The organism is Pseudomonas sp. P5_109, assembly GCF_034009455.1.
Classification (GTDB): Bacteria; Pseudomonadota; Gammaproteobacteria; order Pseudomonadales; family Pseudomonadaceae; genus Aquipseudomonas.
On sequence record NZ_CP125380.1, the window covers coordinates 3,756,662 to 3,781,755 of the forward strand.

At 61.0% G+C, this 25,094-nt stretch carries 21 protein-coding genes; 15 read left to right on the forward strand and 6 right to left on the reverse strand.

Translation table 11 applies throughout. The annotated features are described in order from the left end of the window. Positions 1-7: 7 nt before the first annotated feature. From QMK54_RS16835 to QMK54_RS16875, 9 genes are all read left to right on the forward strand, one after another. Positions 8-3,106, forward strand: coding sequence for an efflux RND transporter permease subunit (locus tag QMK54_RS16835; protein ID WP_320400918.1), 3,099 nt, complete (start codon positions 8-10; stop codon positions 3,104-3,106). A gap of 185 nt (positions 3,107-3,291) precedes the next feature. After that, positions 3,292-3,933 (forward strand): DUF1345 domain-containing protein, encoded by a 642-nt coding sequence (locus tag QMK54_RS16840; RefSeq protein ID WP_320400919.1) that lies wholly within the window; start codon positions 3,292-3,294, stop codon positions 3,931-3,933. A 76-nt stretch (positions 3,934-4,009) separates the two neighbouring features. Then, the gene (locus QMK54_RS16845) at positions 4,010-4,864 is read left to right on the forward strand and encodes an AraC family transcriptional regulator (RefSeq protein WP_110658403.1); all 855 of its coding nucleotides are present in this window, start codon (positions 4,010-4,012) and stop codon (positions 4,862-4,864) included. A gap of 38 nt (positions 4,865-4,902) precedes the next feature. Further along, positions 4,903-5,511 carry a LysE family translocator gene (locus QMK54_RS16850; RefSeq protein ID WP_320400920.1) on the forward strand — a complete coding sequence of 203 codons (609 nt, stop codon included), beginning with the start codon at positions 4,903-4,905 and terminating at the stop codon, positions 5,509-5,511. Positions 5,512-5,651: 140 nt separating this feature from the next. Continuing rightward, positions 5,652-6,677, forward strand: a complete 1,026-nt coding sequence (locus QMK54_RS16855) for a LacI family DNA-binding transcriptional regulator (protein ID WP_110658405.1) — start codon at positions 5,652-5,654, stop codon at positions 6,675-6,677. 183 nt (positions 6,678-6,860) lie between these two features. Next, on the forward strand, positions 6,861-7,643 hold the full coding sequence (locus QMK54_RS16860) for a sugar phosphate isomerase/epimerase family protein (protein ID WP_223596488.1): 783 nt from the start codon (positions 6,861-6,863) through the stop codon (positions 7,641-7,643). Beyond that, complete coding sequence (locus QMK54_RS16865; protein ID WP_320400921.1) at positions 7,636-8,622, forward strand: sugar kinase; 987 nt, start codon at positions 7,636-7,638, stop codon at positions 8,620-8,622. The genes QMK54_RS16860 and QMK54_RS16865 overlap by 8 nt, the downstream gene beginning before the upstream one ends. A gap of 103 nt (positions 8,623-8,725) precedes the next feature. After that, complete coding sequence (locus tag QMK54_RS16870; RefSeq protein ID WP_223596486.1) at positions 8,726-10,024, forward strand: MFS transporter; 1,299 nt, start codon at positions 8,726-8,728, stop codon at positions 10,022-10,024. A gap of 21 nt (positions 10,025-10,045) precedes the next feature. Continuing rightward, the gene (locus tag QMK54_RS16875) at positions 10,046-11,023 is read left to right on the forward strand and encodes a D-glycerate dehydrogenase (protein WP_320400922.1); all 978 of its coding nucleotides are present in this window, start codon (positions 10,046-10,048) and stop codon (positions 11,021-11,023) included. 4 nt (positions 11,024-11,027) lie between these two features. Here the strand turns inward: QMK54_RS16875 and QMK54_RS16880 are convergent, their stop codons facing one another. The 3 genes from QMK54_RS16880 to QMK54_RS16890 form a co-directional block, all read right to left on the reverse strand. Continuing rightward, entirely contained in the window at positions 11,028-12,215 is a 1,188-nt protein-coding gene (locus QMK54_RS16880; protein ID WP_320400923.1) for a pyridoxal phosphate-dependent aminotransferase, read from the reverse strand. A 258-nt stretch (positions 12,216-12,473) separates the two neighbouring features. Next, positions 12,474-13,616, reverse strand: coding sequence for a glycerate kinase (locus tag QMK54_RS16885; RefSeq protein ID WP_320400924.1), 1,143 nt, complete (start codon positions 13,614-13,616; stop codon positions 12,474-12,476). Between the two features lie 223 nt (positions 13,617-13,839). After that, the gene (locus tag QMK54_RS16890; protein ID WP_110662276.1) at positions 13,840-14,961 is read right to left on the reverse strand and encodes a sugar diacid recognition domain-containing protein; all 1,122 of its coding nucleotides are present in this window, start codon (positions 14,959-14,961) and stop codon (positions 13,840-13,842) included. Between the two features lie 170 nt (positions 14,962-15,131). On the opposite strand from QMK54_RS16890, the gene QMK54_RS16895 reads away from it, so the two are divergent. The 3 genes from QMK54_RS16895 to rarD all read left to right on the forward strand — a co-directional run bounded on the left by QMK54_RS16895 (position 15,132) and on the right by rarD (position 18,723). Then, positions 15,132-16,442 (forward strand): MFS transporter, encoded by a 1,311-nt coding sequence (locus tag QMK54_RS16895; protein ID WP_320400925.1) that lies wholly within the window; start codon positions 15,132-15,134, stop codon positions 16,440-16,442. A gap of 195 nt (positions 16,443-16,637) precedes the next feature. Beyond that, positions 16,638-17,651, forward strand: a complete 1,014-nt coding sequence (locus QMK54_RS16900; RefSeq protein WP_320400926.1) for an aldo/keto reductase — start codon at positions 16,638-16,640, stop codon at positions 17,649-17,651. Positions 17,652-17,841: 190 nt separating this feature from the next. Beyond that, entirely contained in the window at positions 17,842-18,723 is an 882-nt protein-coding gene (rarD, locus tag QMK54_RS16905; RefSeq protein WP_320400927.1) for an EamA family transporter RarD, read from the forward strand. A 142-nt stretch (positions 18,724-18,865) separates the two neighbouring features. On the opposite strand, the gene hppD is transcribed toward rarD, so the two are convergent. Both hppD and QMK54_RS16915 read right to left on the reverse strand, forming a co-directional pair. Then, positions 18,866-19,942, reverse strand: coding sequence for a 4-hydroxyphenylpyruvate dioxygenase (gene hppD / locus QMK54_RS16910; RefSeq protein WP_103393203.1), 1,077 nt, complete (start codon positions 19,940-19,942; stop codon positions 18,866-18,868). A gap of 250 nt (positions 19,943-20,192) precedes the next feature. Beyond that, positions 20,193-21,137 (reverse strand): DMT family transporter, encoded by a 945-nt coding sequence (locus QMK54_RS16915; RefSeq protein WP_320400928.1) that lies wholly within the window; start codon positions 21,135-21,137, stop codon positions 20,193-20,195. A 77-nt stretch (positions 21,138-21,214) separates the two neighbouring features. Between QMK54_RS16915 and QMK54_RS16920 the strand changes: the two genes are divergently transcribed. The 3 genes from QMK54_RS16920 (at position 21,215) to QMK54_RS16930 (ending at position 24,331) form a co-directional block, all read left to right on the forward strand. Beyond that, positions 21,215-22,087 carry a LysR family transcriptional regulator gene (locus QMK54_RS16920; protein ID WP_110660786.1) on the forward strand — a complete coding sequence of 291 codons (873 nt, stop codon included), beginning with the start codon at positions 21,215-21,217 and terminating at the stop codon, positions 22,085-22,087. Positions 22,088-22,199: 112 nt separating this feature from the next. Next, on the forward strand, positions 22,200-23,732 hold the full coding sequence (locus QMK54_RS16925) for an EAL domain-containing protein (protein ID WP_320400929.1): 1,533 nt from the start codon (positions 22,200-22,202) through the stop codon (positions 23,730-23,732). A 233-nt stretch (positions 23,733-23,965) separates the two neighbouring features. Beyond that, complete coding sequence (locus tag QMK54_RS16930; RefSeq protein WP_008051761.1) at positions 23,966-24,331, forward strand: histone-like nucleoid-structuring protein, MvaT/MvaU family; 366 nt, start codon at positions 23,966-23,968, stop codon at positions 24,329-24,331. A gap of 163 nt (positions 24,332-24,494) precedes the next feature. Here QMK54_RS16930 and QMK54_RS16935 read toward each other — a convergent pair whose 3' ends face one another. Next, positions 24,495-25,013, reverse strand: a complete 519-nt coding sequence (locus QMK54_RS16935; protein ID WP_320400930.1) for a DUF4946 domain-containing protein — start codon at positions 25,011-25,013, stop codon at positions 24,495-24,497. Positions 25,014-25,094: the final 81 nt, after the last annotated feature.

The window sequence follows — 25,094 nt, forward strand, 5'->3', positions numbered from 1 at the left end:
CTTTTTTATGCCGCAGTTTTTTATCGACCGCCCGGTGTTCGCCTGGGTGGTTGCCCTGTTCATCCTGCTGGCCGGTGCGCTGGCCATTCCGCAACTGCCGGTGGCGCAATACCCCGATGTGGCGCCGCCGCAAATCGAAATCTATGCCGTGTACCCGGGCGCTTCGGCGCAAACCGTGGACGAAAGCGTGGTCAGCCTGATCGAGGAAGAACTCAACGGCGCCGATCACCTGTTGTATTTCGAATCCCAGAGCAGCCTCGGCAGCGCGACCATCAAGGCCACCTTCCAGCCGGGCACCAACCCGGAGCTGGCCCAGGTAGACGTGCAGAACCGCCTCAAAGCCGTGGAGTCACGGCTGCCGCAAGCGGTGATCCAGCAAGGTTTGCAGGTGGAGAAAGTCTCCTCCGGTTTCCTGCTGCTGATCACCCTGACCTCCAGCGACGGCAAACTCGACGACGTGGCGCTCAGTGATTACCTGGCGCGCAACGTGATGAACGAGATCAAGCGTCTGGACGGCGTCGGCAAGGCGCAGTTGTACGGCGCCGAACGGGCGATGCGGATCTGGATCGACCCGCAGAAACTGCTCGCGTTCAACCTGACGCCGGCGGACGTCAATACCGCCATCATCGCGCAAAACGCCCAGGTGTCGGCCGGCAGCATCGGCGATCTGCCGACCCGCACCACCCAGGAAATCACCGCGACCATTCTGGTCAAGGGTCAGTTGTCGACGCCTGAGGAGTTTGCCGACATCGTCCTCAAGGCCAACCCGGACGGTTCGACCGTGCGCATCAGCGATGTGGCGCGGGTCGAGATCGGTAGCCAGGAATACCAGTTTTCCACGCGCCTGAACGGCAAACCGTCCACCGCCGTCGCCGTGCAGTTGTCGCCTGGCGCCAATGCGCTGAACACCGCGACCCTGGTGCGGGCGAAGATGGATGAACTCAAGCGCTACTTCCCGGCGAACGTCGAGTATTCGATCCCGTACGACACCTCGCCCTTCGTCAAGGTTTCGATCACCAAGGTGGTCTACACCCTCGGCGAGGCGATGCTGCTGGTGTTCGCGGTGATGTTCCTGTTCCTGCAGAACATTCGCTACACGCTGATTCCGACCCTGGTGGTGCCGGTGGCGTTGATGGGCACCTTTGCGACGATGCTGGCGCTGGGGTTTTCGATCAACGTGCTGACCATGTTCGGCATGGTGCTGGCCATCGGCATTCTGGTGGACGACGCCATCGTGGTGGTGGAGAACGTCGAGCGGATCATGGCTACCGAGGGCTTGTCGCCCAAGGAAGCGACGCGCAAGGCCATGCAGCAGATCACCGGGGCCATCATCGGCATCACCCTGGTGCTGGTCGCGGTGTTCATTCCGATGGCGTTCATGCAAGGCTCGGTCGGGGTGATCTACCAGCAGTTCTCGCTGTCGATGGCCACCTCGATCCTGTTTTCGGCGTTCCTCGCCCTGACCTTGACCCCAGCCCTGTGCGCGACGTTGCTCAAGCCGATCGCCAAAGGCGAGCACCACGAAAAGACCGGGTTCTTCGGCTGGTTCAATCGCGGCTTCGAGCGACTGACCGAGCGTTATCAGGGGTGGGTGGCCTATGCGTTGAAACGCACCGGGCGCTACCTGCTGATCTACGGCGTGCTGCTGATCGGCCTGGGCGTGGCCTTCAGTCGCTTGCCCTCGTCGTTTTTGCCGGTGGAAGACCAGGGTTACACCATCACCGACATCCAGTTGCCACCGGGCGCGAGCAAGAACCGCACGGTGCAGGTGGCCGAACAGGTCGAAGCGCACAACGCCGGCGAACCGGGCATCCGCGACAGCGTGGTGATCCTCGGCTTCAGCTTCTCCGGCAGCGGGCAGAATGCGGCGCTGGCGTTCAGCACGCTCAAGGACTGGTCCGAGCGCGGCAGCGACGACTCGGCGGCTTCGATTGCCGACCGGGCCAACGTCGCCCTCAGCCAGATCAAGGACGCAGTGACCTTTGCCGTACTGCCGCCGCCCGTGGATGGCTTGGGTACGTCCAGCGGCTTCGAGTTCCGCCTGCAGGATCGCGGCGGCCTCGGTCATGAGCAGTTGATGGCGGCCCGCACCGGGTTACTCGCCGCGGCGGAAAAAAGTCCGATCCTGATGAACGTGCGCGAAAGCGCCCTGGCCGAAGCGCCGCAGGTGCAACTGATCGTCGACCGCAAGCAGGCCAACGCGCTGGGGGTGTCCTTTGCCGATGTCGGCAACGTGCTGTCCACGGCCGTGGGCTCGGCCTACATCAACGACTTCCCCAATCAGGGGCGGATGCAGCGCGTGGTGGTCCAGGCCGAGGGCGATCAGCGCAGCCAGGTGGAAGACCTGCTGAAGATTCACGTGCGCAACACCCACGGGAAAATGGTGCCGTTGTCGGCCTTCGTGCAGGCCAAATGGACCCAGGGCCCGGCGCAGTTGACCCGCTACAACGGCTACCCGGCGATCAGCATTTCCGGTGAGCCGACGCCAGGCCACAGCACCGGCGAGGCCATGGCCGAGATCGAGCGGCTGGTGGCGCAAGGACCGGCGGGCCTGGGCCAGGAATGGACCGGGTTGTCGTTGCAGGAACGCTTGTCCGGCAGCCAGGCACCGATCCTGCTGGGGCTGTCGCTGTTGATCGTGTTCCTGTGCCTGGCGGCGTTGTACGAGAGCTGGTCGATCCCGACCTCGGTGTTGCTGGTGGTGCCGCTGGGTGTGCTCGGTGCGGTGCTGGCCGTGACCCTGCGCGGAATGCCCAACGACGTGTTCTTCAAGGTCGGGCTGATCACCATCATCGGCCTGTCGGCGAAGAACGCGATCCTGATCATCGAGTTCGCCAAGAGCCTGTATGACGAAGGCCACGACCTGATCGACGCGACCCTGCAAGCCGCGCGCCTGCGGTTGCGGCCGATCGTCATGACCTCCCTGGCGTTCATCCTTGGCGTGGTGCCGCTGGCAATCGCGACGGGCGCCAGTTCGGCGAGCCAGCAGGCCATCGGCACCGGGGTGATCGGCGGGATGATCACGGCGACCCTGGCCGTGGTGTTCGTGCCGGTGTTTTTTGTGGTGGTGATGAAACTGGTGCGCAAGCGCCACAAAACCACCTGATCAACACCACTGTCCCAATGTGGGAGCGGGCTTGCTCGCGAAAGCGCCGTGTCAGTCGACGATGATGGTGACTGACACGCAGCCTTCGCGAGCAAGCCCGCTCCCACAGGGGGGGCCTCATCGGTTTCAAGATTGTGGTTACCTGGGCTAAGGTGTTGGCATAGCCCAAAGCCCATCGAGCCTCCATGTCCTTCCTCACCCGCACCCACCCTCGCCTGTCCGCCGCCATCCTGCTGGGCATCGTGGTGGGCTTGCTGGTTCCGGCCGATTCGCCGATCAGCAAGATCCTCATCGGCTGGAATACCGGTGTCTGGGTCTACCTGCTGCTGATGGTCTGGCTCACTGTGCGTTCGAAAGCGACCGACGTGAAACGCATCGCCGAAATCGAAGACGAAAACGCCGGGCTGGTACTGGCGCTGGTGAGCATTGCGGCACTGGCCAGCCTGGCGACCATCACCTTCGAACTGGCCGGCAGCAAAGACCTGGAAACCACGCGCAAGTTGATGCATTACGGCTTCACCGCGCTGACCGTTATCGGCTCATGGCTGCTGATCGGGGTCATCTTCAGCCTGCATTACGCGCGGCTGTATTACCTCTGGGACGGCAAGGAGCCGGCGCTGCGTTTTGCCGAAGGGCTGACGTCCCCCAACTACTGGGACTTCCTGTACTTCTCGTTCACCATCGGCGTGGCGGTGCAAACCTCGGATGTCGGCGTCGCCACGCAGGGTATGCGCAAGATAGTGCTCGCGCAGTCGTTGATCGGTTTTTTGTTCAACACCGCCATTCTCGGGTTCTCGATCAACATCGCCGCGGGCCTGTTCGGCTGACGACTGCACAAACGTTCTAGGCATGGCCCTCGGTCCGGAGGTTAAATAGCCCGGTAAACCGTATCGCAGGTGCCCCATGACTTCTCACAACTGGATCGACCTGACCCAGGACGCCGACACCGGCATCGAGACCCTGCGCGCGCATTTCGAAGGCCATGCCTATGACCCGCACTGGCACGACAGTTATCTGGTGGGGGTCACCGAGCAAGGCGTTCAGCAATTCAATTGCCGAAGGGCCAGGCACCAGAGCACGCCGGGCAAGGTGTTCCTGCTCGAGCCCGGTGACATCCATGACGGTGAAGCGCCGACCGTCGATGGTTTCACCTACCGCATGCTGTACCTCGACCCGCAGTGGTTGCAGCGCGAACTCGGCGCCGTGTTCGAGCATGCCCCCGACAACAGCCAGCTGAGCTTCGCCGCCACCCTGGCCTGCGATGCCCGCCTGGCCCAGGCCACCAGCCTGGCGTTTGAAACCTTGCACCATGGCGAGCTGAAGATCATCCGCCAGGCCGCCCTCGACGGTTTGCTCGAACGCCTGACCAGCCACTTGCACTGGCGCGCTCGCGATGGCCAGGACCCGCGTCTGCCACGAGTGGCGCAGAAGGCCCGGGAATACCTGCATGCCAACGCGCAATACGACATCGGCCTCGACCAACTGGCCGCCGTCACAGGCGTCGACCGCTTCCGCCTGACCCGCGCGTTCAAGGCCGCTTACGGCATGGCGCCCCACGCGTACCTGGTGCAATTGCGCCTGGCCACCGCCCGCCGACTGCTGGCCCGTGGCGAACAACCGGCCACGGTGGCGATGCAGTTGGGTTTTGCCGACCAGAGTCATCTGGGGCGCTGGTTCATGCGCGCCTACGGCCTGACACCGGCGCTGTACCGCAAACGCTGCTCAAATCTTCCAGACAGGCAGGCCCGTGGATTGTGAAGATCGACTTCACAGATCTTCACTGGAGTTAGCCTGCAATGCTGTCCTCTTTCCCGACGTTACTGCCGTTCTTGCTGTTTGCCTTTGTCGCTTCGATCACCCCCGGCCCGACCAACATCCTGGTGCTCAGCAACAGTGCCCGATACGGCTTGCGCGCCGCCATGCCGATCATCTTCGGTGCCTGCGCCAGTGCCGCGACACTCGTGCTGCTGGTGGGTACTGGCGTTGGTTCGTCACTGACGGCATGGCCTGCACTGCAAAGCGTCATGCAGTGGGTCGGGGTAGCGTGGCTGAGTTATCTGGCCTGGCAGATTTTCCGCGCCCCGGCTGCAGCCATCAGCCTGGGAAAAACCGAAGATCGATTGGGCTGGATGGGCGCCGCCAGCCTGCAATGGATCAACCCGAAAACCTGGATGATGGCGCTGGCTGTAGTCAGCGTCTTCGCCGGCGCTGGCGAAGACCGCTTCGTGCACGTGATGAACCTGTCCTTGGTGTTTTTCCTGACTTCCTTGCCCTGCCTGGGTGTTTGGGCGCTGCTCGGCGCCGGTTCAAGCCGCTGGTTGCGCTCACCCTCTGCAATGCAACGCTTCAATCGCTGCATGGGCCTGTTGTTGCTGGGTTCAGCGTGGTTGAGCGTGCTGGCCTGAACCCCACTTGTCGATCATTGTTCGACAATCAAGCATTGGGGACTTGACGGCGAATCGGCTTTTGGTGTCTTCTGAAACCGGTTTCAGTGCTGTCTCACGAAGCACTCGACCTTATAAATCCAATAAGAAGGTTTCAGACCGTGAATGATTTCTCCGCCGCCCAGCGCAGCCGCGTGACCATGCTCGACGTGGCCGAACACGCCAAGGTCTCCAAGGCCAGCGTATCGCGGTTCATTGGCGAGGATCGTGCCCTGCTCTCCGATGCCATCGCCCAGCGCATCGAACAGGCCATTGCCGAACTCGGCTATCGCCCGAACCAGATGGCCCGCGGCCTGAAACGCGGGCGCACCCGCCTGATCGGCATGCTGGTGGCCGATATCCGCAACCCTTATTCAATTGCCGTGATGCACGGGGTTGAAACCGCCTGCCGTCAGCACGGCTATAGCCTGGTGGTGTGCAACACCGACCGCGACGACGAGCAAGAGCGCCAACACCTGGCCCTGCTGCGCTCGTACAACATCGAAGGCCTGATCGTGAACACCCTCGGTCATCACCGTGACGAGTTGCACGAACTGCACCGGGAAATGCCCCTGGTGCTGGTGGATCGCAAGGTCGAGCACCTTGAAAGCGATATGGTCGGGCTGGACAACCCGCAGGCCGTCGAGATGGCCCTCGCCCATCTTGAAGAGCGCGGTTATCGCGATGTGTTGCTGGTGACTGAACCGTTTGACGGTACCAGCTCGCGGATCGAGCGGGTCAACAGCTTCAAGGCGCAAATCGAACAGCGCCCGGCGCTTCGCGGCACCTCGATCGAAACCGGCAGCGAACTGACCACTCGCCTGAAAACCTTCCTCGACACGCCTGGCCCGGGTCCGAAAGCGCTGTTTTGCGCGAACGGGATCGCGGCGCTGGCCAGCACCCATGCGTTGCGTGAACTCAAGATCAACCTGTTTGATGACCTGGGCCTGATCGCCCTCGATGACCTGGATTGGTACCCGTTGGTGGGCAGCGGCATTACCGCCCTCGCGCAGCCGACCACCGAGATCGGCGCCAGTGCGTTTGAGTGTCTGCTCAAGCGACTGCGCGGGGATGACGGGGCGGTGCGGACGCTGGATTTTTCGGCGCGGCTGGTTGTTAGGGGGTCGACCCTTGGAAATTTTCGGTGAATGTCCCGGCCTCTTCGCGGGCAAGCCCGCTCCCACAGTGATCGGAGTAGAACACTCATCTTGTGTACGACATCACCCCCCTGTGGGAGCGGGCTTGCCCGCGAAGAGGCCCGAAAGACCAACACACAATTGCCTGATATTTTTTTGAACAAAAATGAAACCGGTTTCAGAGGTATAAAAACAATGAACAGACCAGCCGTTTCCATCAGCCTTTCCAGCTACGGCGCCGACCTTGTGCGTCAACGTGGCCAGGGCAGCTTCATCGGCATTCTCGCCGCCGCCGGCGCCACGCGCATTGAGTGGCGCGAAGAACTGCTGACCCTCGAGGACCCTGCTCAACTGGCCGATGCCACTCAAGCAGAAGGTCTTGAGAGCGTGTATTCGTCACCCATGGAGCTATGGCTGGCCGGCCAATCCAGGCCCAACCCCGAACTGCTCACGGCCCTGCAACGCGCCCGGGCGTTCGGCGCCAAATGGCTGAAGGTGTCGCTGGGCTACTTCACCGAAAACAGCGATCTGCAAACCCTCGCCCGAGTGCTGGGCGAAAGCGCCGTGCAGTTGCTGGTGGAAAACGACCAGACCCTGCACGGCGGCCGCATTGAACCCTTCCAGCGTTTTTTCGCGGACGTCGAGCAGCACAGGCTGCCGATCAAAATGACCTTCGATATCGGCAATTGGCACTGGCAGGACCAGTGCGCCGCCAGCGCCGCGCGGTTGCTTGGTCGTCACGTCGGTTATGTGCATTGCAAGGCGGTCACGCGCCGTGCCGACGGCAAACTCGTCGCCATCCCACCCGCCGTCAGTGACCTGCAACAGTGGGAACACCTGCTGCGGCACATGGCCCAAGGCGTTATGCGGGCCGCGGAATATCCGCTGCAAGGCGATGACCTGGTGCAACTGACCACCGAGCACGTCGCTGCCCTCGCCCACCTCGGCCAATCGCAGCTGGAGAGTGCTCATGTCTGAGATCGATATTCTGTCCTTTGGCGAGACCATGGCGATGTTCGTCGCCGACCAGGCCGGTGATCTGGCCAGTGTAGGTGCTTTCCACAAACGCATTGCCGGCGCTGACAGCAACGTCGCCATTGGCCTTTCCCGATTGGGCTTCAACGTGGCATGGCTGAGCCGTGTCGGTGCCGATTCGTTGGGCCGGTTCGTGGTCGACACCCTGGAAAAACAAGGCCTGGATTGCCGCCACGTCGACATCGACACCGCCCACCCGACCGGCTTTCAACTCAAGTCGCGCACCGACGATGGCAGCGATCCGGTGGTCGAGTACTTCCGTCGTGGTTCGGCGGCCAGTCACCTGTCGCCGCACTCGATCGTGCCCGAATTGCTCAAGGCCCGACATCTGCACGCCACCGGCATTCCCCCGGCGCTGTCGGAGTCGGCGCGGCAGATGTCGTTCGAATTGATGACCCGCATGCGCGAGGCCGGGCGCAGTGTGTCCTTCGACCCGAACCTGCGCCCGAGCCTGTGGGCCAGCGAACGACAAATGATCACCGAGATCAACCGCCTCGCCGCCCTCGCCCATTGGGTACTGCCGGGGTTGAGCGAAGGTCGCTTGCTGAGCGGTTTCGAAGACCCGGCCGACATCGCCGCCTTCTACCTCGACCAGGGCGCCGAAGCCGTGGCGATCAAGCTTGGCCCGCACGGGGCTTACTACCGCACACATGTAGATCAAGGTTTCGTGGCGGGCGTGCCGGTGGCAACGGTGGTCGATACGGTGGGTGCCGGCGATGGTTTTGCCGTCGGCATGATCAGCGCGCTGTTGGAAAACCAAAGCGTTGCCGAAGCCGTGAAGCGGGCCAACTGGATTGGCAGCCGGGCGGTGCAGAGTCGGGGGGATATGGAGGGGTTGCCCACACGATCCGAAATGGTCAGCGAATTTGAGATCGCCATCGCGAGCAAGCCCGCTCCCACAAGGGATGTGTGTCGAACGTAGATCCAATGTAGGAGCGGGCTTGCCCGCGATGAGGCCCGTGCAGTCACTGAAGATTTAAACCGTTACCTGCTGCGACAAAAACAACAAGCTCAGGAGCACCACCATGAAAACCGCAACGCTCGCCACCCGCCGCTGGTGGTACATCATGCCCATCGTGTTCATCACCTATAGCCTGGCGTACCTCGATCGCGCCAACTACGGGTTCGCCGCCGCCTCCGGCATGGCGGCCGACCTGATGATCACCCCAGGCCTGTCGTCGATGCTCGGCGCGCTGTTCTTCCTCGGCTACTTTTTCTTCCAGGTCCCCGGCGCGATCTACGCGCAGAAACACAGTGTGAAGAAGCTGATTTTCGTCAGCCTGATCCTCTGGGGCAGCCTGGCGACGTTGACCGGGATTGTCTCCAATGCCTACTGGCTGATCGTCATCCGCTTCATGCTTGGCGTGGTCGAAGCCGCAGTGATGCCGGCGATGCTGATCTACCTGTGCCACTGGTTCACCCGCGCCGAACGCTCGCGGGCCAACACCTTCCTGATCCTCGGTAACCCGGTGACCATGCTCTGGATGTCGGTGGTCTCGGGCTATCTGGTGCAGCACTACAGCTGGCGCTGGATGTTCATCGTCGAAGGTTTGCCAGCGGTGTTGTGGGCATTCATCTGGTGGCGCCTGGCCGATGATCGTCCGTCCCAGGCCAAGTGGCTCAACGACCAGGAAAAACAGGACCTGGAATGCGCATTGGCCGCCGAACAGGTTGGCATCAAGGCCGTGAAGAATTACGCCGAAGCGTTCCGCTCACCCAAGGTGATCATCCTGGCCCTGCAGTTTTTCTGCTGGAGCATTGGCGTGTACGGCTTCGTGCTGTGGCTGCCGTCGATCCTCAAGGCCGGCGCGCAGATGGACATGGTCCAGGCCGGCTGGCTGTCGGCGCTGCCCTACCTGGCGGCGGTGATCGGCATGCTGCTGGTGTCCTGGGGTTCGGACAAGCTGCAAAAACGTAAACGTTTCGTCTGGCCGCCACTGCTGATTGCCTCGATTGCCTTCTATGGCTCCTACGCCTTGGGTGCCGAACACTTCTGGTGGTCCTACACCCTGCTGGTGATTGCCGGCGCCTGCATGTACGCGCCTTACGGACCGTTCTTCGCGATCATTCCGGAGATCCTCCCGGCCAACGTCGCCGGCGGCGCCATGGCGCTGATCAACAGCATGGGCGCCCTCGGTTCCTTTGGCGGTTCGTATCTGGTCGGTTACCTGAACAGCTCCACCGGTTCGCCCGGCGCCTCGTACCTGTTGATGAGCGGCGCACTGATGTTTTCGGTGGTATTGACGACTTTCCTCAAGCCCGGCGCCAGCGATCGGGAGCGGCCCACGGCCACGGTAACGCGCACCGCCACGGCACATTCCTGAATTGAAGTTGAGATCTCTAAGATGAAAAAGCAGGTCGTCCTGTACAAGAAACTCTCGCCGCTATTGATGGCTCGCCTGCACGAGCAGGCCGAAGTGACGCTGATCGAAAACCTTGATGCCGAGGGCCTGGGCAAACTGCGCGATGCCCTGCCCCGCGTCCACGGTTTGCTGGGTGCCAGCCTGAAACTGGATGCCGAACTGCTCGACCTGGCACCCGACCTCCAAGCCATTGCCAGCGTCTCGGTGGGTGTCGATAACTACGACATCGACTACCTGACCCAGAGGCACATCCTGCTCAGCAACACGCCGGATGTATTGACAGAAACCACCGCCGACACTGGTTTCGCGCTGATCCTGGCAACGGCCCGGCGCGTCGTGGAACTGGCAAACATGATTCGCGAAGGCAAGTGGACCCGCAACATCGGCCCCGCGCATTTCGGCAGCGACGTGCACGGCAAGACCCTGGGCATCATTGGCATGGGCCGCATTGGCGAGGCCCTCGCGCAGCGCGGGCATTTCGGCTTTGGCATGCCGGTGATCTATCACAGCCAGTCACCGAAACCGGCGGTGGAACAGCGGTTCAATGCGCAATACCGAAGCCTGCCGGAGCTGTTGCAACAGGCCGACTTCGTTTGCCTGACGTTGCCGCTGACTGCGCAAACCGAAGGGCTGATCGGTGCAGAACAGTTCGCCCAGATGCGTCCCGAGAGCATCTTCATCAATATTTCACGGGGCAAGGTAGTGGACGAAACAGCGCTGATCGAAGCCTTGCGTGCGGGGCGGATTCGCGCGGCGGGGCTGGATGTATTCGAACGCGAACCGTTGAACCGGGACTCGCCGTTGTTGCAGTTGAACAACCTGGTGGCGACACCACACATCGGCTCGGCCACCCATGAAACACGGGAGGCCATGGCCAGATGCGCGGTGGACAATCTGTTGGCAGCGCTGGCGGGGGAACGTCCGGCCAATCTGGTCAACGCCCGAGCGTGGAAAGCTTGAGGGATCAGGCGCGGCGCGCGACCAGCAAATCCGCCGCGCACAGGGCAATGCGTCGGCAGGCATCCGCCAGTTTGCCGCGGTCCACCACCAGCCCGATGCGGATATGCCCCGCCGCGCTCGGGCCGAAGGCTTCACCGGCCAGCACCGACACGCCATAGCCCTCCAGCAGGCATTCGGCGAAGCGCTGGGCCGACAACCCGGTCTGGCGTACATCGACCATCACGAACATGCCGCCATCCGGGCGAATCGGCTTGAGGCCCGGACATTGGCCCAGGCTGGCACACACCAGGTCACGCCGCTGGCGATACTCTTCACGCATCGAGGCCACTTCCGGCAGGTCCCGGTCCAGGGCCAACTGCGCGGCGTTCTGCACGAAATCCGGAATGCCGAACAGCATGCTCAGGGACAAATTGACCAGGTGCCCGGCCATGGGTTTGGGCCCGATCACCCAGCCCACCCGCCAACCGCTCATGGCATGGGACTTGGATAGGCTGTTGATCGTCGCCGTCCGCTCGGCCATACCCGGCAGGCTCGCGGGGCTGATGTGCTGGCCTTCGAACAGCAGATCGCTGTAGACCTCATCGCTGATCAGCCACAAATCGTGACGAATGCACAGCGCCGCCAACTCCTGCCAGATGGCCAGCGGCAAACTGGCGCCGGATGGATTGTTCGGACTGTTGAGCAGGATGGCGCGTGTCTTCGCCGTGATCCGCGCCGCGACATCCGCCGGGTCGACGCGAAAACCGTTCTGCGGGCGTACCGGCACCGGGACCACTGTGGCCGCACACGCACCGATCACGCCTTCATAGGTCACGTACATCGGCTCGGCGACAATCACTTCATCGCCCGGATCGAGCAAGCATTGCGCCACCGAATACACCGCACACTGCGCGCCCGGAAAGACGATCACATGTTCGGCATCCACCACCTGGCCACTGCGTTGCCGATGCCGGCGCGCGATGCTATCGCGCAGCCCTCGACTGCCGCGGACTTCGGGGTAGTGCGTATCACCGGCCAACAGGCTGGCGATGGCGGCCTGGACGATGGGTTGTGGCGTATCGAAATCCGGGTCGCCGATTGACAGCAACAGGACATCGACGCCCTGTTCGCGCAATTGCAGCGCTCGATCGTGAATCTGCCAGGCCGCCGCTCCGTCACCGGCAATTCGTTGGGTCAAGGCTGAGTAGCGCATGTCGGTCTCCTATCGCGCGGGTGCTCCCAGCCACAACCCTATCTCAAATCACGAAACACGCCACCATGGCTTTCAATTCCACCACCAAATCGGCTGGCGGAGCTTTTGTGGCGAGGGGGCTTCCCCCCGTTGGACTGCGAAGCAGTCCCGCTTTTTGCCTGGTAAATCCCGTATACGTATTGCGGCTGCTGCGCAGCCGAACGGGGCGATGCGGCGTTCCGACAAGCCCCCTCGCCACAGAAAGCCACAGAAAAACTCTCAGCCGCAGCGGACAGCCATCCGCCAGACACGCGCGATATCGGTCGCCCGTTCACGCAGCAGACGCGGCGCCTCGGCACAGGCCTGCTCCAGGGTCATCGGCCCGCTTGCCAGGGCAAACGCAGCGTCGATGCCATGCTCATAGAGTGCCTGGTACCCGTCGCCCAGTGTGCCGGCGATGACGATGACCGGCACGGCGTGCTGGCTGGCGACACGCGCCACACCAAACGGCGTCTTGCCGCGCAGGGTTTGCGCATCGAAACGTCCTTCGCCGGTGATCACCAGATCGGCGCCTGCAACCGCCTCGGCCAGGCCTACCAGTTCACCGACCACCTCGACCCCGGCCTTGAATTGCGCGCCCAGGAACGCTTTGGCGGCAAACCCCAGGCCACCCGCCGCGCCGCTGCCCGGTTCGTCGCGAACGTCCTTGCCCAAGGCAGTCGCGCAATGCTCGGCAAAGTGCCCCAGTGCCCGGTCAAGCTGTTCGACCTGCACGGGCGACGCACCTTTTTGCGGGCCAAAAATCGCCGAGGCACCGTGGGGGCCGCACAGCGGATTATTGACGTCGGCGGCGATGTCGAAGCGCACCTGCGCCAGACGCGGATCGAGGTCGCTGAGGTCGACGCGGGCCAGTTGCGCAAGGGCGAGCCCACCCGGTGACAGCGTCTGCCCCTGGGCGTTCAGCAATTTCACACCCAGCGCCTGCATGGCACCGGCGCCGCCGTCATTGGTCGCACTGCCGCCAATCGCCAGGATCACCCGTTGAGCACCGGCATCCAGCGCGGCGTGGATCAATTGCCCGGTGCCGAAGGTGCTGCTGATGCACGCATCCCGCTGCGCCACCGGGACCAACTGCAAACCACTGGCCTCGGCCATTTCGATGATTGCGGTGTGGCTCTGCGGCAACCAGCCCCAGGCGGCTTCCACCGTGGCCCCCAGCGGCCCGCGCACCAGGGTACGACGCAATTGGCCTTCGCACGCGGCAAGAATCGACTCGACAGTCCCTTCCCCACCGTCGGCCATCGGGCATTTGATCAATTGTGCATCCGGCCACACCTGTGCCAATCCCAATGCAATGGCATCGGCCACGCCTTGAGCGCTGAGGCTGTCCTTGAACGAATCGGGGGCGATCACGATTTTCATGGGAATTCTCCAGTTCCAATGTCCACATGCTGCCAGCCGCCATGAACAATAACGCCGGTCCGCTGCACAAACGGCGATGAGGATTATTGTTCATTTCCACAAAGTACCTGCTTTTTGTGGGAGCGGGCTTGCTCGCGAAAGCGGTGTGTCAGCAGCATCAATGTTGTTTGACCCACCGCTTTCGCGAGCAAGCCCGCTCCCACAGGGAATGTGTGTGCGTGGTTCAGGTGGGCGCGTCTGTCTGGGGCAGGAGTTGCACGCCGAGATAGAGGGCCAGCATGCCATCGAGTCGCAACGGATCAACCCCGCTAAGCTCGGCAATCCGCTCCATGCGATAGCGCAGGCTGTTGCGATGAATGCCCAGTGCATCGGCGCAAGCCTGGCTCTGGCCGCCGTGTTCGCACCAGCTGCGCAGGGTCGCCAGCAGTTGGCCGTTGCCGTCCTTGGCAATGACCTTGCGCAGCGGGTTGAGCAATTCATCGAGAGCATCGTCGTTGCGGTGGCGCCAGAGCATCACCGGCAGCCGGTAGCGGTTGAGCGTCAGCAATCGGCAGCGCGGCAACACCTCGCGTCCGTAGGCCAGCAAGTCACCGACCCGACGATAGCAGCGGCGCAACCCCGTCAGCCCGTCGGCCTGCCCACCCACGGCGATACGCAGGATGTTCCAGCCCAGGCCGTCGAGCTTATCCAGCAAGCGCTCGTTCTCCACCGACTGGCTGGCCGGCCGGCACCAGAGCAACGAGGTCTTGGCCGAGCTCACGCACCAACTGTCGGGGTGGCGGCTGGTCAACCAGGCGCTGAGTGCCTCGACGGTTTGCCCCGGTGCGTGCTCCAGGCCCAGTTCGAATAGATACGGCACCCGGGTCAATTGCGGCTTGAGGCCCAACTGGGCCGCTTCATCGACCAGTCGCGGAGAGTCCCCGGCTTCGCTGAGCAGCAGCGCCAGCAGATCATCGCAGCGCTGGCGCCGCCATTGCAGCTCGGCCTGCTGGTTGCGCTGGCCCACCAGCATTTCGGCGGTCATGCGCACCAATTCGGCGTAGGTACGCAGTTGCTCGGGTTCGCCGGTGATGCCCAATACGCCGATCAGGCGCTGGTCGAGCATCAGCGGCAGGTTGATACCCGGCTGCACGCCCTTGAGATGAATCGCCGTCTGCGCATCGATCTCCACCACCCGGCCGTTGGCCAGGACCAGTTGCGCGCCTTCGTGCCGGGTGTTGACCCGCTCCGGTTCACCGCTGCCCAGGATCAGGCCCTGGCTGTCCATGACGTTGACGTTGTACGGCAAAATGGCCATCGCCCGGTCGACGATGTCCTGGGCCAGGTCGTGATCGAGTTCGAACATGCACGTGATCCTTGAAGACGGTAATGGAACGGATTGTTCACCCGCACAGGCCTTGGTGGCAAACCCTGTGCTCAGGCACAAAGACAGCCACCCTGAGGGTGGTCGAGACTCTCAGGGCGATCAACGTTACCCTTTGCATCGCAAAAAATCATAATAAAGAGAGAGCCGCCATGACACAGAGCGCCGTAGCGTCCGAGGCCATCGCTGACGACAAAAACGCCGTCTACAAGCGCATCACCCTGCGTTTGATCCCCTTCATTTTCATCTGCTACCTGTTCAACTACCTCGACCGGGTAAACGTTGGCTTCGCCAAATTGCAGATGCTCGACGCGCTGAAGTTCAGCGAAACCGTGTACGGCCTCGGCGCCGGCATCTTCTTTATCGGCTACGTGCTGTGCGGCGTGCCCAGCAACCTTGCGCTGACCAAGTTCGGCCCGCGACGCTGGATCGCGCTGATGATGATCACCTGGGGCACCCTGTCGACCTGCCTCCTGTTCGTCACCACCCCGACCGAGTTCTACACCTTGCGCCTGTTCACTGGCGCCGCCGAAGCCGGCTTCTTCCCGGGTGTGGTGTTGTATCTCTCGCAGTGGTTCCCGACCTTCCGCCGTGGCCGCATCATGGCGCTGTTCATGTCGGCGATACCGGTTTCAGGCCTGCTCGGCAGCCCGTTCTCCGGCTGGATTCTCAACCACTTCGCCGCAGGCCAGGGCGGCCTCGCTGGCTGGCAGTGGATGTTCCTGCTGCAAGGCATTCCGACCGTAATCCTCGGCGCACTGGCTTATTTCCTGCTCAGCGACAGTTACGCCAATGCCAAATGGCTGACTCCGTTCGAGCGTTCGGTGCTGGAAGCCGACCACGCTGAGGACCTGGCCAACAAACCGAAAAACACGACCGATTCGCTGCTGGCGGTGTTCAAGAACCCGGCGATCTGGGCCTTTGGCCTGATCTACTTCTGCATCCAGAGCGGTGTCTACGCGATCAACTTCTGGTTGCCATCGATCATCAAGAACCTCGGCTTCAGCGATAACCTGGTGATCGGCTGGCTCAGTGCGATTCCGTACCTGCTGGCCGCGGTGTTCATGCTGATCGTCGGCCGCTCGGCGGACCTGCGCAAAGAGCGCCGCTGGCACTTGGTGGTGCCGATGCTGATGGGCGCGCTCGGCCTGCTGATCGCGGTGAACTTCGCCGCCAACCCGGCCATCGCCATTCTCGGCCTGACCATCGCCACCATGGGCGCCCTCACCGGCTTGCCGATGTTCTGGCCGGTGCCGACCGCGCTGCTCAGTGCTGGTGCGGCGGCGGGTGGGTTGGCGCTGATCAACTCCATGGGGCAGATGGCTGGCTTCCTCAGCCCGTACCTGGTGGGTTGGGTCAAGGACAGTACCGGTTCGACCGATGCGGCGTTGTATCTGCTGGCGGGTGTGATTGTCTGCGGCAGTTTGCTGGCGTTGCGCATGACCCGCACCTTGCGCGCCTAAGCACCGCAAATCCCCTGTGGGAGCGGGCTTGCTCGCGAAGAGGGAGTGTCAGTCACATCAACGTCGACTGATACACCGCCTTCGCGAGCAAGCCCGCTCCCACAGTTTGATCTGCGGTGTTCGATATTTCCGTTTGATCCTCGCGATCGTTCTGGTATCTGATTGAGCCTTTCCCACTGGTAAAAGGATTTGCTCATGAGCTATCGCACACTCGGTCAGTCGGGTCTGCAGGTGTCCACCCTGACCCTGGGCACCATGATGTTCGGCGAACAGACCAGCACCGAAGATTCCCTGCAAATCATCGACAAGGCCTGGGACCAGGGCATCAATTTCATCGACACCGCCGACGTCTACACCAATGGCCGCTCCGAAGAAATCGTCGGCGAGGCCATCGCCAGCCGCCGTCATGAATGGGTGCTGGCGACCAAGGTCGGCTTCGGTCCGGTGGATGGCGTACCGAACCGCAGTGGTTTGAGCCGCAAGCACCTGTTCAACGGTCTCGAGGCCAGCCTGACGCGCCTGGGCACCGACTACCTCGACATCTACTACCTGCACCGCGAAGACCACAACACGCCGCTGGAAGTCACGGTATCGGCCATCGGCGACTTGATCCGCCAGGGTAAAATCCGCTATTGGGGTCTGTCGAACTACCGTGGCTGGCGCATTGCCGAAGTCATCCGCGTGGCCGACAGACTGGGCGTTGACCACCCGGTGATCAGCCAGCCGCTGTACAACATCGTCAACCGCCAGGCGGAAACCGAGCAGATCACGGCGGCGCAAAACTTCGGTCTGGGCGTGGTGCCCTACAGCCCGCTGGCACGCGGGGTGCTCAGCGGCAAATACGCACCGGATGTGAAACCGGACGCCAACAGCCGTGCCGGGCGCCAGGACAAACGCATCCTGGAAACCGAATGGCGCGTCGAATCCCTGCGCATCGCCCAGCAAATCCAGGAATACACCCGGCAGCGCGGCGTCGGCATCGTCGAGTTCGCAATTGCCTGGGTGCTGAACAACAGCGCCGTGACCTCGGCCATTGTCGGGCCACGTACCGAAGAGCAATGGGACGCCTACACTAAGGCGCAGGCGGTGCAGATCACGGCCGAGGACGAGGCGTTCATCGATTCGATGGTGACGCCGGGGCATGCGTCGACACCGGGGTTCAATGATGTGAGCCATTTTGTGCCGGGGCGCAAACCGCGCACTCCCTGAATCAACACAAAACCACTGTAGGAGCGAGCCTGCTCGCGATGGTGGGTCAGCTACATAGATGTCAACTGACACACCATCGCGAGCAGGCTCGCTCCTACAGTTGGGCGGTGTTGATTGATTGGTCAATATCCGGCCCAAAAACCACGTATCCTCCGCCCCCCCGTTTCACCTTCAACATCGCGAGGACAGCTTGTCTAAAGGTATCGCTCTATCGGTTTCAGCCTCGGTGCTGTTTGCCGTCATGTATTACTACACATCGCTGCTCACCCCCTTGAGCGGCGTGGAAATCTTCGGTTGGCGCATGCTGCTGACCGTGCCGTGCATGACCGTGTTCATGGTGGTATCCGGCGAGTGGAAGCGCGTGCTGGAGATCGTTCGGCGCGCCATGGCCAATCCGAAACTGATTGGTGCGCTGATCCTCTCCTCTGCCCTGCTCGCCGTGCAACTATGGCTGTTCATGTGGGCGCCGCTGAACGGTTACAGCCTGGATGTGTCCCTCGGTTACTTCCTGCTGCCGCTGACCATGGTCCTGACCGGGCGGATCGCTTATGGCGAGCGCCTGTCCTATCTGCAAAAAATCGCCGTGGTGTTCGCCTGCCTGGGCGTGATCAACGAGGTGTACCAGGTGGGTGGTTTTTCCTGGGCGACCTTGCTGGTCTGCATGGGTTATCCGACCTACTTCGTCGTGCGCAAACGGCTGGCAACGGACAATCTCGGTGGCTTGTGGTTGGACATGGCGTTGACCCTGCCGGTGGCGTTCTGGTTCGTTCAGAGCGGCGCGCAAGGTTTTAGTGTGTTTGACCAGCATCCATGGTTGTCGCTGTTGATCCCGCTGCTCGGCGTGATCAGTGCTTCGGCGCTGGTGGTCTACATCATTGCCAGTCGCCTGCTGCCGTTCAGCCTGTTCGGCTTGTTGAGCTACGTCGAACCGGTGTTGCTGCTGGGGGTGGCGTTGCTGCTGGGGGAAAGTATCAAGACCGGCGAATGGCTGACCTACATCCCGATCTGGATGGCCGTGCTGGTGCTGGTGTTTGAAGGGTTCAAGCATCTGGTGCGGCAGCGCAGGCCTTAAGCACACACAAAACAAATGTGGGAGCGGGCTTGCTCACGAAAGCGGTGTATCAGTCACTATTTAAGTAGACTGAAACGACGCCTTCGCGAGCAAGTCGAATCGTCGCACCGCCGCTCCCACAGTTTTTTACAGCGTCAACAAGTTAGTCGGTGGAGAGAACACCACGACGCACCTGGTCACGCTCGATGGACTCGAACAGTGCCTTGAAGTTGCCTTCGCCGAAACCGTCGTCACCCTTGCGCTGGATGAACTCGAAGAACACCGGCCCCATCAGGGTTTCCGAGAAGATCTGCAGCAGCAGACGCTTGTCGCCCGACTCGGAAGAACCGTCCAGCAAGATACCCCGTGCCTGCAATTCGCCCACCGGCTCACCGTGGTTCGGCAAACGGCCTTCGAGCATTTCGTAGTAGGTCTCCGGCGGCGCGGTCATGAAGCGCATGCCGATGCTTTTCAGGTGATCCCAGGTCTTGAGCAGGTCATCGGACAGGAAAGCAACGTGCTGGATGCCCTCGCCGTTGAACTGCATCAGGAACTCTTCGATCTGCCCAGCGCCCTTGGACGATTCTTCGTTCAACGGAATGCGGATCATGCCATCGGGTGCGGTCATGGCCTTGGAGGTCAGGCCGGTGTACTCGCCCTTGATGTCGAAGTAGCGGATTTCACGGAAATTGAACAGCTTCTCGTAGAAATTGGCCCAGTAGGCCATGCGACCGCGATACACGTTGTGAGTCAGGTGATCGATGATTTTCAGGCCGGCACCGACCGGGTGACGGTCAACGCCTTCGATGAACACGAAGTCGATGTCATAGATCGAACTGCCTTCGCCGAAGCGGTCGATCAGGTACAGCGGCGCGCCGCCGATGCCTTTGATCGCCGGCAGGTTCAGCTCCATCGGGCCGGTTTCAATGTGGATCGGCTGGGCGCCGATTTCCAGGGCGCGTTTGTAGGCTTTTTGCGAATCCTTGACGCGGAACGCCATGCCGCACACCGACGGACCGTGCTCGGCGGCAAAGTACGAGGCCACGCTGTGGGGTTCGTTGTTGAGGATCAGGTTGATCGCGCCCTGGCGATACAGGTGCACGTCCTTGGAACGGTGGGTCGCCACCTTGGTGAAGCCCATGATCTCGAAGATCGGCTCCAGGGTGTTCGGGGTCGGCGATGCGAGCTCGATGAATTCAAAGCCCATCAGGCCCATTGGGTTTTCGTATAGATCGGCCATGGTTGGCGCCTCATCATGCTTTTGGAATTAACTAATGTTAGTTGCTAGCAATGCTGAGACCGGCGGGTGGCGCACAGGAGATGCCCCGCACACTGCGGGCGAGAAAGTCACCGTAGATCAGTTGAAACCCGAATATCTTCATTGTCGACCCAAGGCTCTTGCGGGCGAGGCTTCTGCTGCCAGAAGACGATTATTATTGTATGCGTAACCCGATTCTACACAGCGTAAATCAGTTTGTCCGCCTTCTGTATCAAATCCCCTTTTTCCCTCCTCGCGCAAGGGGTTTATTGCACAGGAAAATCCCCGCCAGAATCAGCCCGCCGCCCAGGCACATGGCCAGCGTCAATGGCTCATCCAGCAGCAGCGCGCCAAGGATCACCGCCGTCAGCGGGTTCAAGGCAATGAACACGCCGGAACGTGTCGCGCCGATTTTGCGGATGCCGTCGTAATAGCCGATATAGGCCAGCGCCGACCCCAGCACGCCCAGGTATAAAAGGCTCAACCATTGCTGCGCCCCCAGTTGGGTGATCGCGGCGACACTCACCTCATCGCGCACGATGCAGGTCATCCAGAGCATGACGGTGCCCAGCAAAATCGAATACGTCACCGTTTGCACAGGTCCCAGGGTCTGGTTCAGTTCTCTGGAGCACAGCGAATAGACACCCCAGCCGAGGACGCAACCGAAGATCAGCAGATCACCGAGCCAGGCGTCGGCACCCCCGGTCAACAATTGCGGGTTGCGGCTGACGATCACCACGCTCGCGCCCGCGATACAAACGGCAATTCCGACAACTTTGGCCCGGTTCAGGCGCTCCTTGAACAGCAGCCAGGAAGCGAGGCCGATCACGGCCGGATTCAACGCGACGATTAAAGAGGCCCGCGAAGCGTTGATGTAGTGCAGGCCATAAAAGAAGCACAGGTTGTAAAAAAAGATCCCGAAAAAGCCAAGCAACAGCAGTTGCCGCCATTGCCGCAGGCTGGGCCAGACCAGCGTTATCCGTGCCATGCGCACAAACAGCAGCAACGCCACGCTGGCCAGCAGAAACCGCAGGCTGGCCGCCAGCATCGGACTGAGGCTGTCGGCCAGATAGCGTCCGGCAACAAAGGTGCCGCCCCACACCATGGTGACCGCCGCCAGTTTCAGGTAGACCGGCAGATCCGAGGGTTTTGACAGGGATTGCTCGCAGATCGTCATCGTTTCCAGGACCGCATGTCAGAGAGATGACGTATCATTCGACTAATACTTAGTCATCGTAAAATGAGCAAACACTCATGACCCTCACTCAACTGGAGATTTTCTCCCTCGTGGCCGAACTCCACGGCTTCACGGCAGCGGCCAATCGCCTGGGTATTTCCCAATCGGCGGTGTCCCATGCCTTGAAGTCCCTGGAGCAGGAGTTGGGCGTCGAGTTGTTGCGCCGGCATCAATCCCGAATCGAGTTGAGCGACATTGGCCAACAGTTGTTGCTGCGCGCCCGAGCGATGCTGGGCCTGGCCAACACCCTGCGCCAGGAAGCGGCGGACGCGAGGGGCATGAAGCGCGGCACGCTGCGTATCGGCTCCTTCGGCCCGACCTCTTCGATCAAATTGTTGCCGTTGATTCTGCAGCAATACCGCGCCACTCATCCCGGCATCGAGGTGCATATCGACGAAGGCCCCGACCGCCAGGTGCTGCAGTGGCTGGAGGAGCGACGGATCGACATCGGCTTTGTGGTGTTGCCCGAGGAGCGTTTCGACACGGTCGCGCTGGTCGAAGACCAGATGGTCGCGTTGCTGCCCGCCGGACATCCGCTGGCCAGTTACGACAGCCTGAGTCTGAAAGACCTGTGTCACACCCCGTTTGTACTGACCGAGGCCGGTTCTTCGGAACTGGTTTCACGCCTGTTCACCACGGCCCGACTGACGCCCAACATCCGCTATCGCTGCTCGCAGTTGATGAGCACCCTGGATGTCGTCGCTCGTGGCGACGGGGTGACGGTGGTTGCCGAAGGTTCTTTGCCCAACCAAATTGACCGCCGCTGCGTGAAAAAACCGCTGTCGCCGGCGGTGTTGCGCCAGGTTGGCCTGGCGGTACTCGATCGACGCCAGGCATCTCCGGCGACACTGGCCTTTATCAAGGTCGCCGAAAGTCTCGACCTGCGTTGAGCGGCATAACCGCCAAGGGCCAACTATCATGGCCCATATTCGAACTCTTCATGGGAGGCGTCTTGCCCTGCCAGCGTTTGAGAGCCTTACTTCTTCGTGACAGGATTCGCGAATGCCACTGAAAGCCAAAACCCGCAGTCGCCGCACAAAAATTGCGGTCACCCTGATCAGTGGATTGCTCCCGGTGGTGCTGGGAGCCGCCATTCTTTACATGCAAGCAGGGCGTGCGCTTAAACAAGACACCGAACAGACCGCCGAGGACGCTGTTCGCCAGTTCGAACTGATGCTCGACAACACCGCCCAGGCCGCTCGCGTGCTGTTACCGATGGCTGGCCAGAGTTGCAGCGACGTCAATCTGGCCCTGCGCGAGCAGGTCACTCGCCGCCCATTCGTACGCTCAACCAACCTGGTGTGGGACAACAACCTCTATTGCAGTTCGTTGTTCGGAGACTTTCAGGAGAAGGTCAATTCCGGTGACTACACCCAGGGCGCCTTATGGCTCATGAATGGCAACCCGGTGACGCCCAACACCGCCTTGCTGGTGTACCGGCTGAGCGAAGGCAAAAAAGGCGCGTTGACGACCCTCGACGGTTATCACTTGAGCAATATCCTGCGCTTGATCGGCCGCAACACCCTGCTGTTGCTGCAGGTTGGCCCGGACTGGATGTCCGCCGACGGCAAGGTTCACAGCGGTACTGCGCCGGCAATGCCGGTTGCGCAGAGTCGTTTGAGCTCCGGGCACTACGCATTTGCCGTGGAAGCCGGTTTCCCCGAGGGCGAAACCTGGCGATACATGAGCAGCGAGTATCCACCCCTGTTCAGCCTGCTGATTTTCTTCAGCGTGATTGCCGGGTCAATCGGTCATTTCCTGCAAAAACGCGCCTCGGCACCGACCCAGGAAATGCAACGGGCACTGGAAGCCGCAGAGTTCATTCCGTATTTCCAACCCGTCGTGCATGGCGACAACAAAAGCTGGTCCGGCGCTGAAGTGCTGATGCGCTGGAAACATCCGAAGGAAGGCCTGGTGCGTCCGGACCTGTTCATCCCGTTTGCCGAGCACTCGGGACTGATCGTGCCGATGACCCGTTCGCTGATGAAACAAACCGCCGCCCTGCTCGGGCCGCAATCCGCCAGGTTCAACAAACCGTTTCACATCGGCATCAACATCACCGCCAGTCATTGCCATGACCTGGATCTGATCAAAGACTGTCGCGAATTTCTCGATGCGTTCGAACCAGGCTCGATCCATCTGGTGCTGGAACTGACCGAGCGCGAACTGATCGAGCCCACGGCCATTACCTTGCAATTGTTCGAGCAACTTCGCGAACTGGGCGTGAAAATCGCCATCGACGATTTCGGCACCGGTCATTCAAGCCTTGGCTACCTGCGGCAGTTCAATGTGGACTTCCTGAAAATAGACCAGAGTTTTGTCGCCATGATCGGTATCGACACACTCTCCAGCCACATCCTCGACAGCATCATCGAACTGGCCGTCAAGCTCGACCTGGCCATGGTGGCCGAAGGTGTCGAAACCCGCGAGCAAAGTGATTACCTGAGCGCTCACCAGGTCAACTTCCTGCAAGGTTATCTGTTCGGCAAACCCATGCCAGGTGCGGAATTCATTAGTGCATTAAGCGACCATTAACTCGAAAATTTAATCGATAAAACAACGACTACACGCACCAATTTGAATCAAAACACTACTGCCGTTACATGAAGAAAAAGACAGGATTTACTCTTGGGCAATTAACTACTACAATTTTTCATGCCTGCGCTAAATTGGCGGGTGAGCCACTATCACCGAGTCGCTTCAAGGCTCTTGGCTTATAGCTTTGTTTGCGGTTGGCATCAACCAAACACACTATTGGAGTAAAGATATTGTCCAGACTCGCTGAATTCCGTGCAGCCGAAAAGGCCCTTCAAGAACAGCTCAAGCAGTTGGAGTCCCTGAAGAACGATGCCGGGCTCAAGAAAGAAATCGAATTCGAAGAGAAGCTCCAGGGCTTGATGAAAACCTATGGCAAGAGCCTGCGCGACATCATCGCCATACTCGATCCAAATCCGGCAAAATCCGGCCTGCTGCAGGCGGCCGCACCTAAAACCCGTCGCGCCCGTGTGGTCAAGGTTTATCAGAACCCGCACACCGGCGAGCTGATTGAAACCAAGGGTGGCAATCACCGCGGCCTGAAAGCCTGGAAAGAACAGTACGGTGCAGCCACCGTTGATTCCTGGCTGCGCGGCTAACTCCCGCGGCGACAAAAAAGCCCTGCTTATGCAGGGCTTTTTCATGGATTATCTAAAATGCCGTGGCGAGCGCCAGACAATTACCCGACCGCCAACTACTTTGTGCTTAATCCATTTGGATATCTAAAATATTCTTCATGCATCAAAAAAGCACTGTCGCTAACTAAAGTTTCAAGCTGTTACGGGCAGCGTCTATTTCCTCCTGACTCGCCTTATAAGCCTCGGCCTGTCCTGCGTAGGAAAGAACATAGGCCTTATCGGCATCCACCGCGGCCACCAATGTTTGAGAAAGCACGTGCCTGCCGTTTTGCGTGACGGTGCAGGTTGTTTCCAACGCAGCCAATCGACTCAGCGTAGTCGAATGAATTCGCGTGCAGACACTTTGGTACCCACCCTGAAAGAAGTCTTTTTGTACTGACTTGCGCATTTCCAGCAATACGCCTTCGAGGTTTACCTGATGATCGCTTTGCACCGGACTCATGGTCAGCTCCATCACCAGGAGCGGCGCTCCATTCTGATCATTTTTGACCGCCCGCTGGCGGCTGACCCCCGACGCAGAGTCAGGCAGGGCTTCGATCTGCCAGCCTTGCGGCCAGGTCACCACTGGCGCATCGGCGCGAGCAACGCCAGCCAGCGAAAGCACGCCTAGCAGGATGAACAGCATTTTACGGAGTCGAATCATTACAATGGGCACTCACGGATCAAGCCGTAAAGTCTGGGCCCAGGCCGGCTGTCAGGCAATAGCCGACTGTTTGGGTTTGGT

Coding starts and splice junctions, on each gene's coding strand:
- QMK54_RS16860 (WP_223596488.1), top strand. CDS start 6,861: ATGAACAGACCAGCCGTTTCCATCAGCCTTTCCAGCTACGGCGCCGAC.
- QMK54_RS16885 (WP_320400924.1), bottom strand. CDS start 13,616: ATGAAAATCGTGATCGCCCCCGATTCGTTCAAGGACAGCCTCAGCGCT.
- QMK54_RS16925 (WP_320400929.1), top strand. CDS start 22,200: ATGCCACTGAAAGCCAAAACCCGCAGTCGCCGCACAAAAATTGCGGTC.
- QMK54_RS16875 (WP_320400922.1), top strand. CDS start 10,046: ATGAAAAAGCAGGTCGTCCTGTACAAGAAACTCTCGCCGCTATTGATG.
- QMK54_RS16935 (WP_320400930.1), bottom strand. CDS start 25,013: ATGATTCGACTCCGTAAAATGCTGTTCATCCTGCTAGGCGTGCTTTCG.
- QMK54_RS16900 (WP_320400926.1), top strand. CDS start 16,638: ATGAGCTATCGCACACTCGGTCAGTCGGGTCTGCAGGTGTCCACCCTG.
- QMK54_RS16835 (WP_320400918.1), top strand. CDS start 8: ATGCCGCAGTTTTTTATCGACCGCCCGGTGTTCGCCTGGGTGGTTGCC.
- QMK54_RS16845 (WP_110658403.1), top strand. CDS start 4,010: ATGACTTCTCACAACTGGATCGACCTGACCCAGGACGCCGACACCGGC.
- QMK54_RS16920 (WP_110660786.1), top strand. CDS start 21,215: ATGACCCTCACTCAACTGGAGATTTTCTCCCTCGTGGCCGAACTCCAC.
- QMK54_RS16895 (WP_320400925.1), top strand. CDS start 15,132: ATGACACAGAGCGCCGTAGCGTCCGAGGCCATCGCTGACGACAAAAAC.
- QMK54_RS16865 (WP_320400921.1), top strand. CDS start 7,636: ATGTCTGAGATCGATATTCTGTCCTTTGGCGAGACCATGGCGATGTTC.
- QMK54_RS16840 (WP_320400919.1), top strand. CDS start 3,292: ATGTCCTTCCTCACCCGCACCCACCCTCGCCTGTCCGCCGCCATCCTG.
- QMK54_RS16915 (WP_320400928.1), bottom strand. CDS start 21,137: ATGACGATCTGCGAGCAATCCCTGTCAAAACCCTCGGATCTGCCGGTC.
- QMK54_RS16880 (WP_320400923.1), bottom strand. CDS start 12,215: ATGCGCTACTCAGCCTTGACCCAACGAATTGCCGGTGACGGAGCGGCG.
- QMK54_RS16890 (WP_110662276.1), bottom strand. CDS start 14,961: ATGTTCGAACTCGATCACGACCTGGCCCAGGACATCGTCGACCGGGCG.
- QMK54_RS16850 (WP_320400920.1), top strand. CDS start 4,903: ATGCTGTCCTCTTTCCCGACGTTACTGCCGTTCTTGCTGTTTGCCTTT.
- hppD (WP_103393203.1), bottom strand. CDS start 19,942: ATGGCCGATCTATACGAAAACCCAATGGGCCTGATGGGCTTTGAATTC.
- QMK54_RS16870 (WP_223596486.1), top strand. CDS start 8,726: ATGAAAACCGCAACGCTCGCCACCCGCCGCTGGTGGTACATCATGCCC.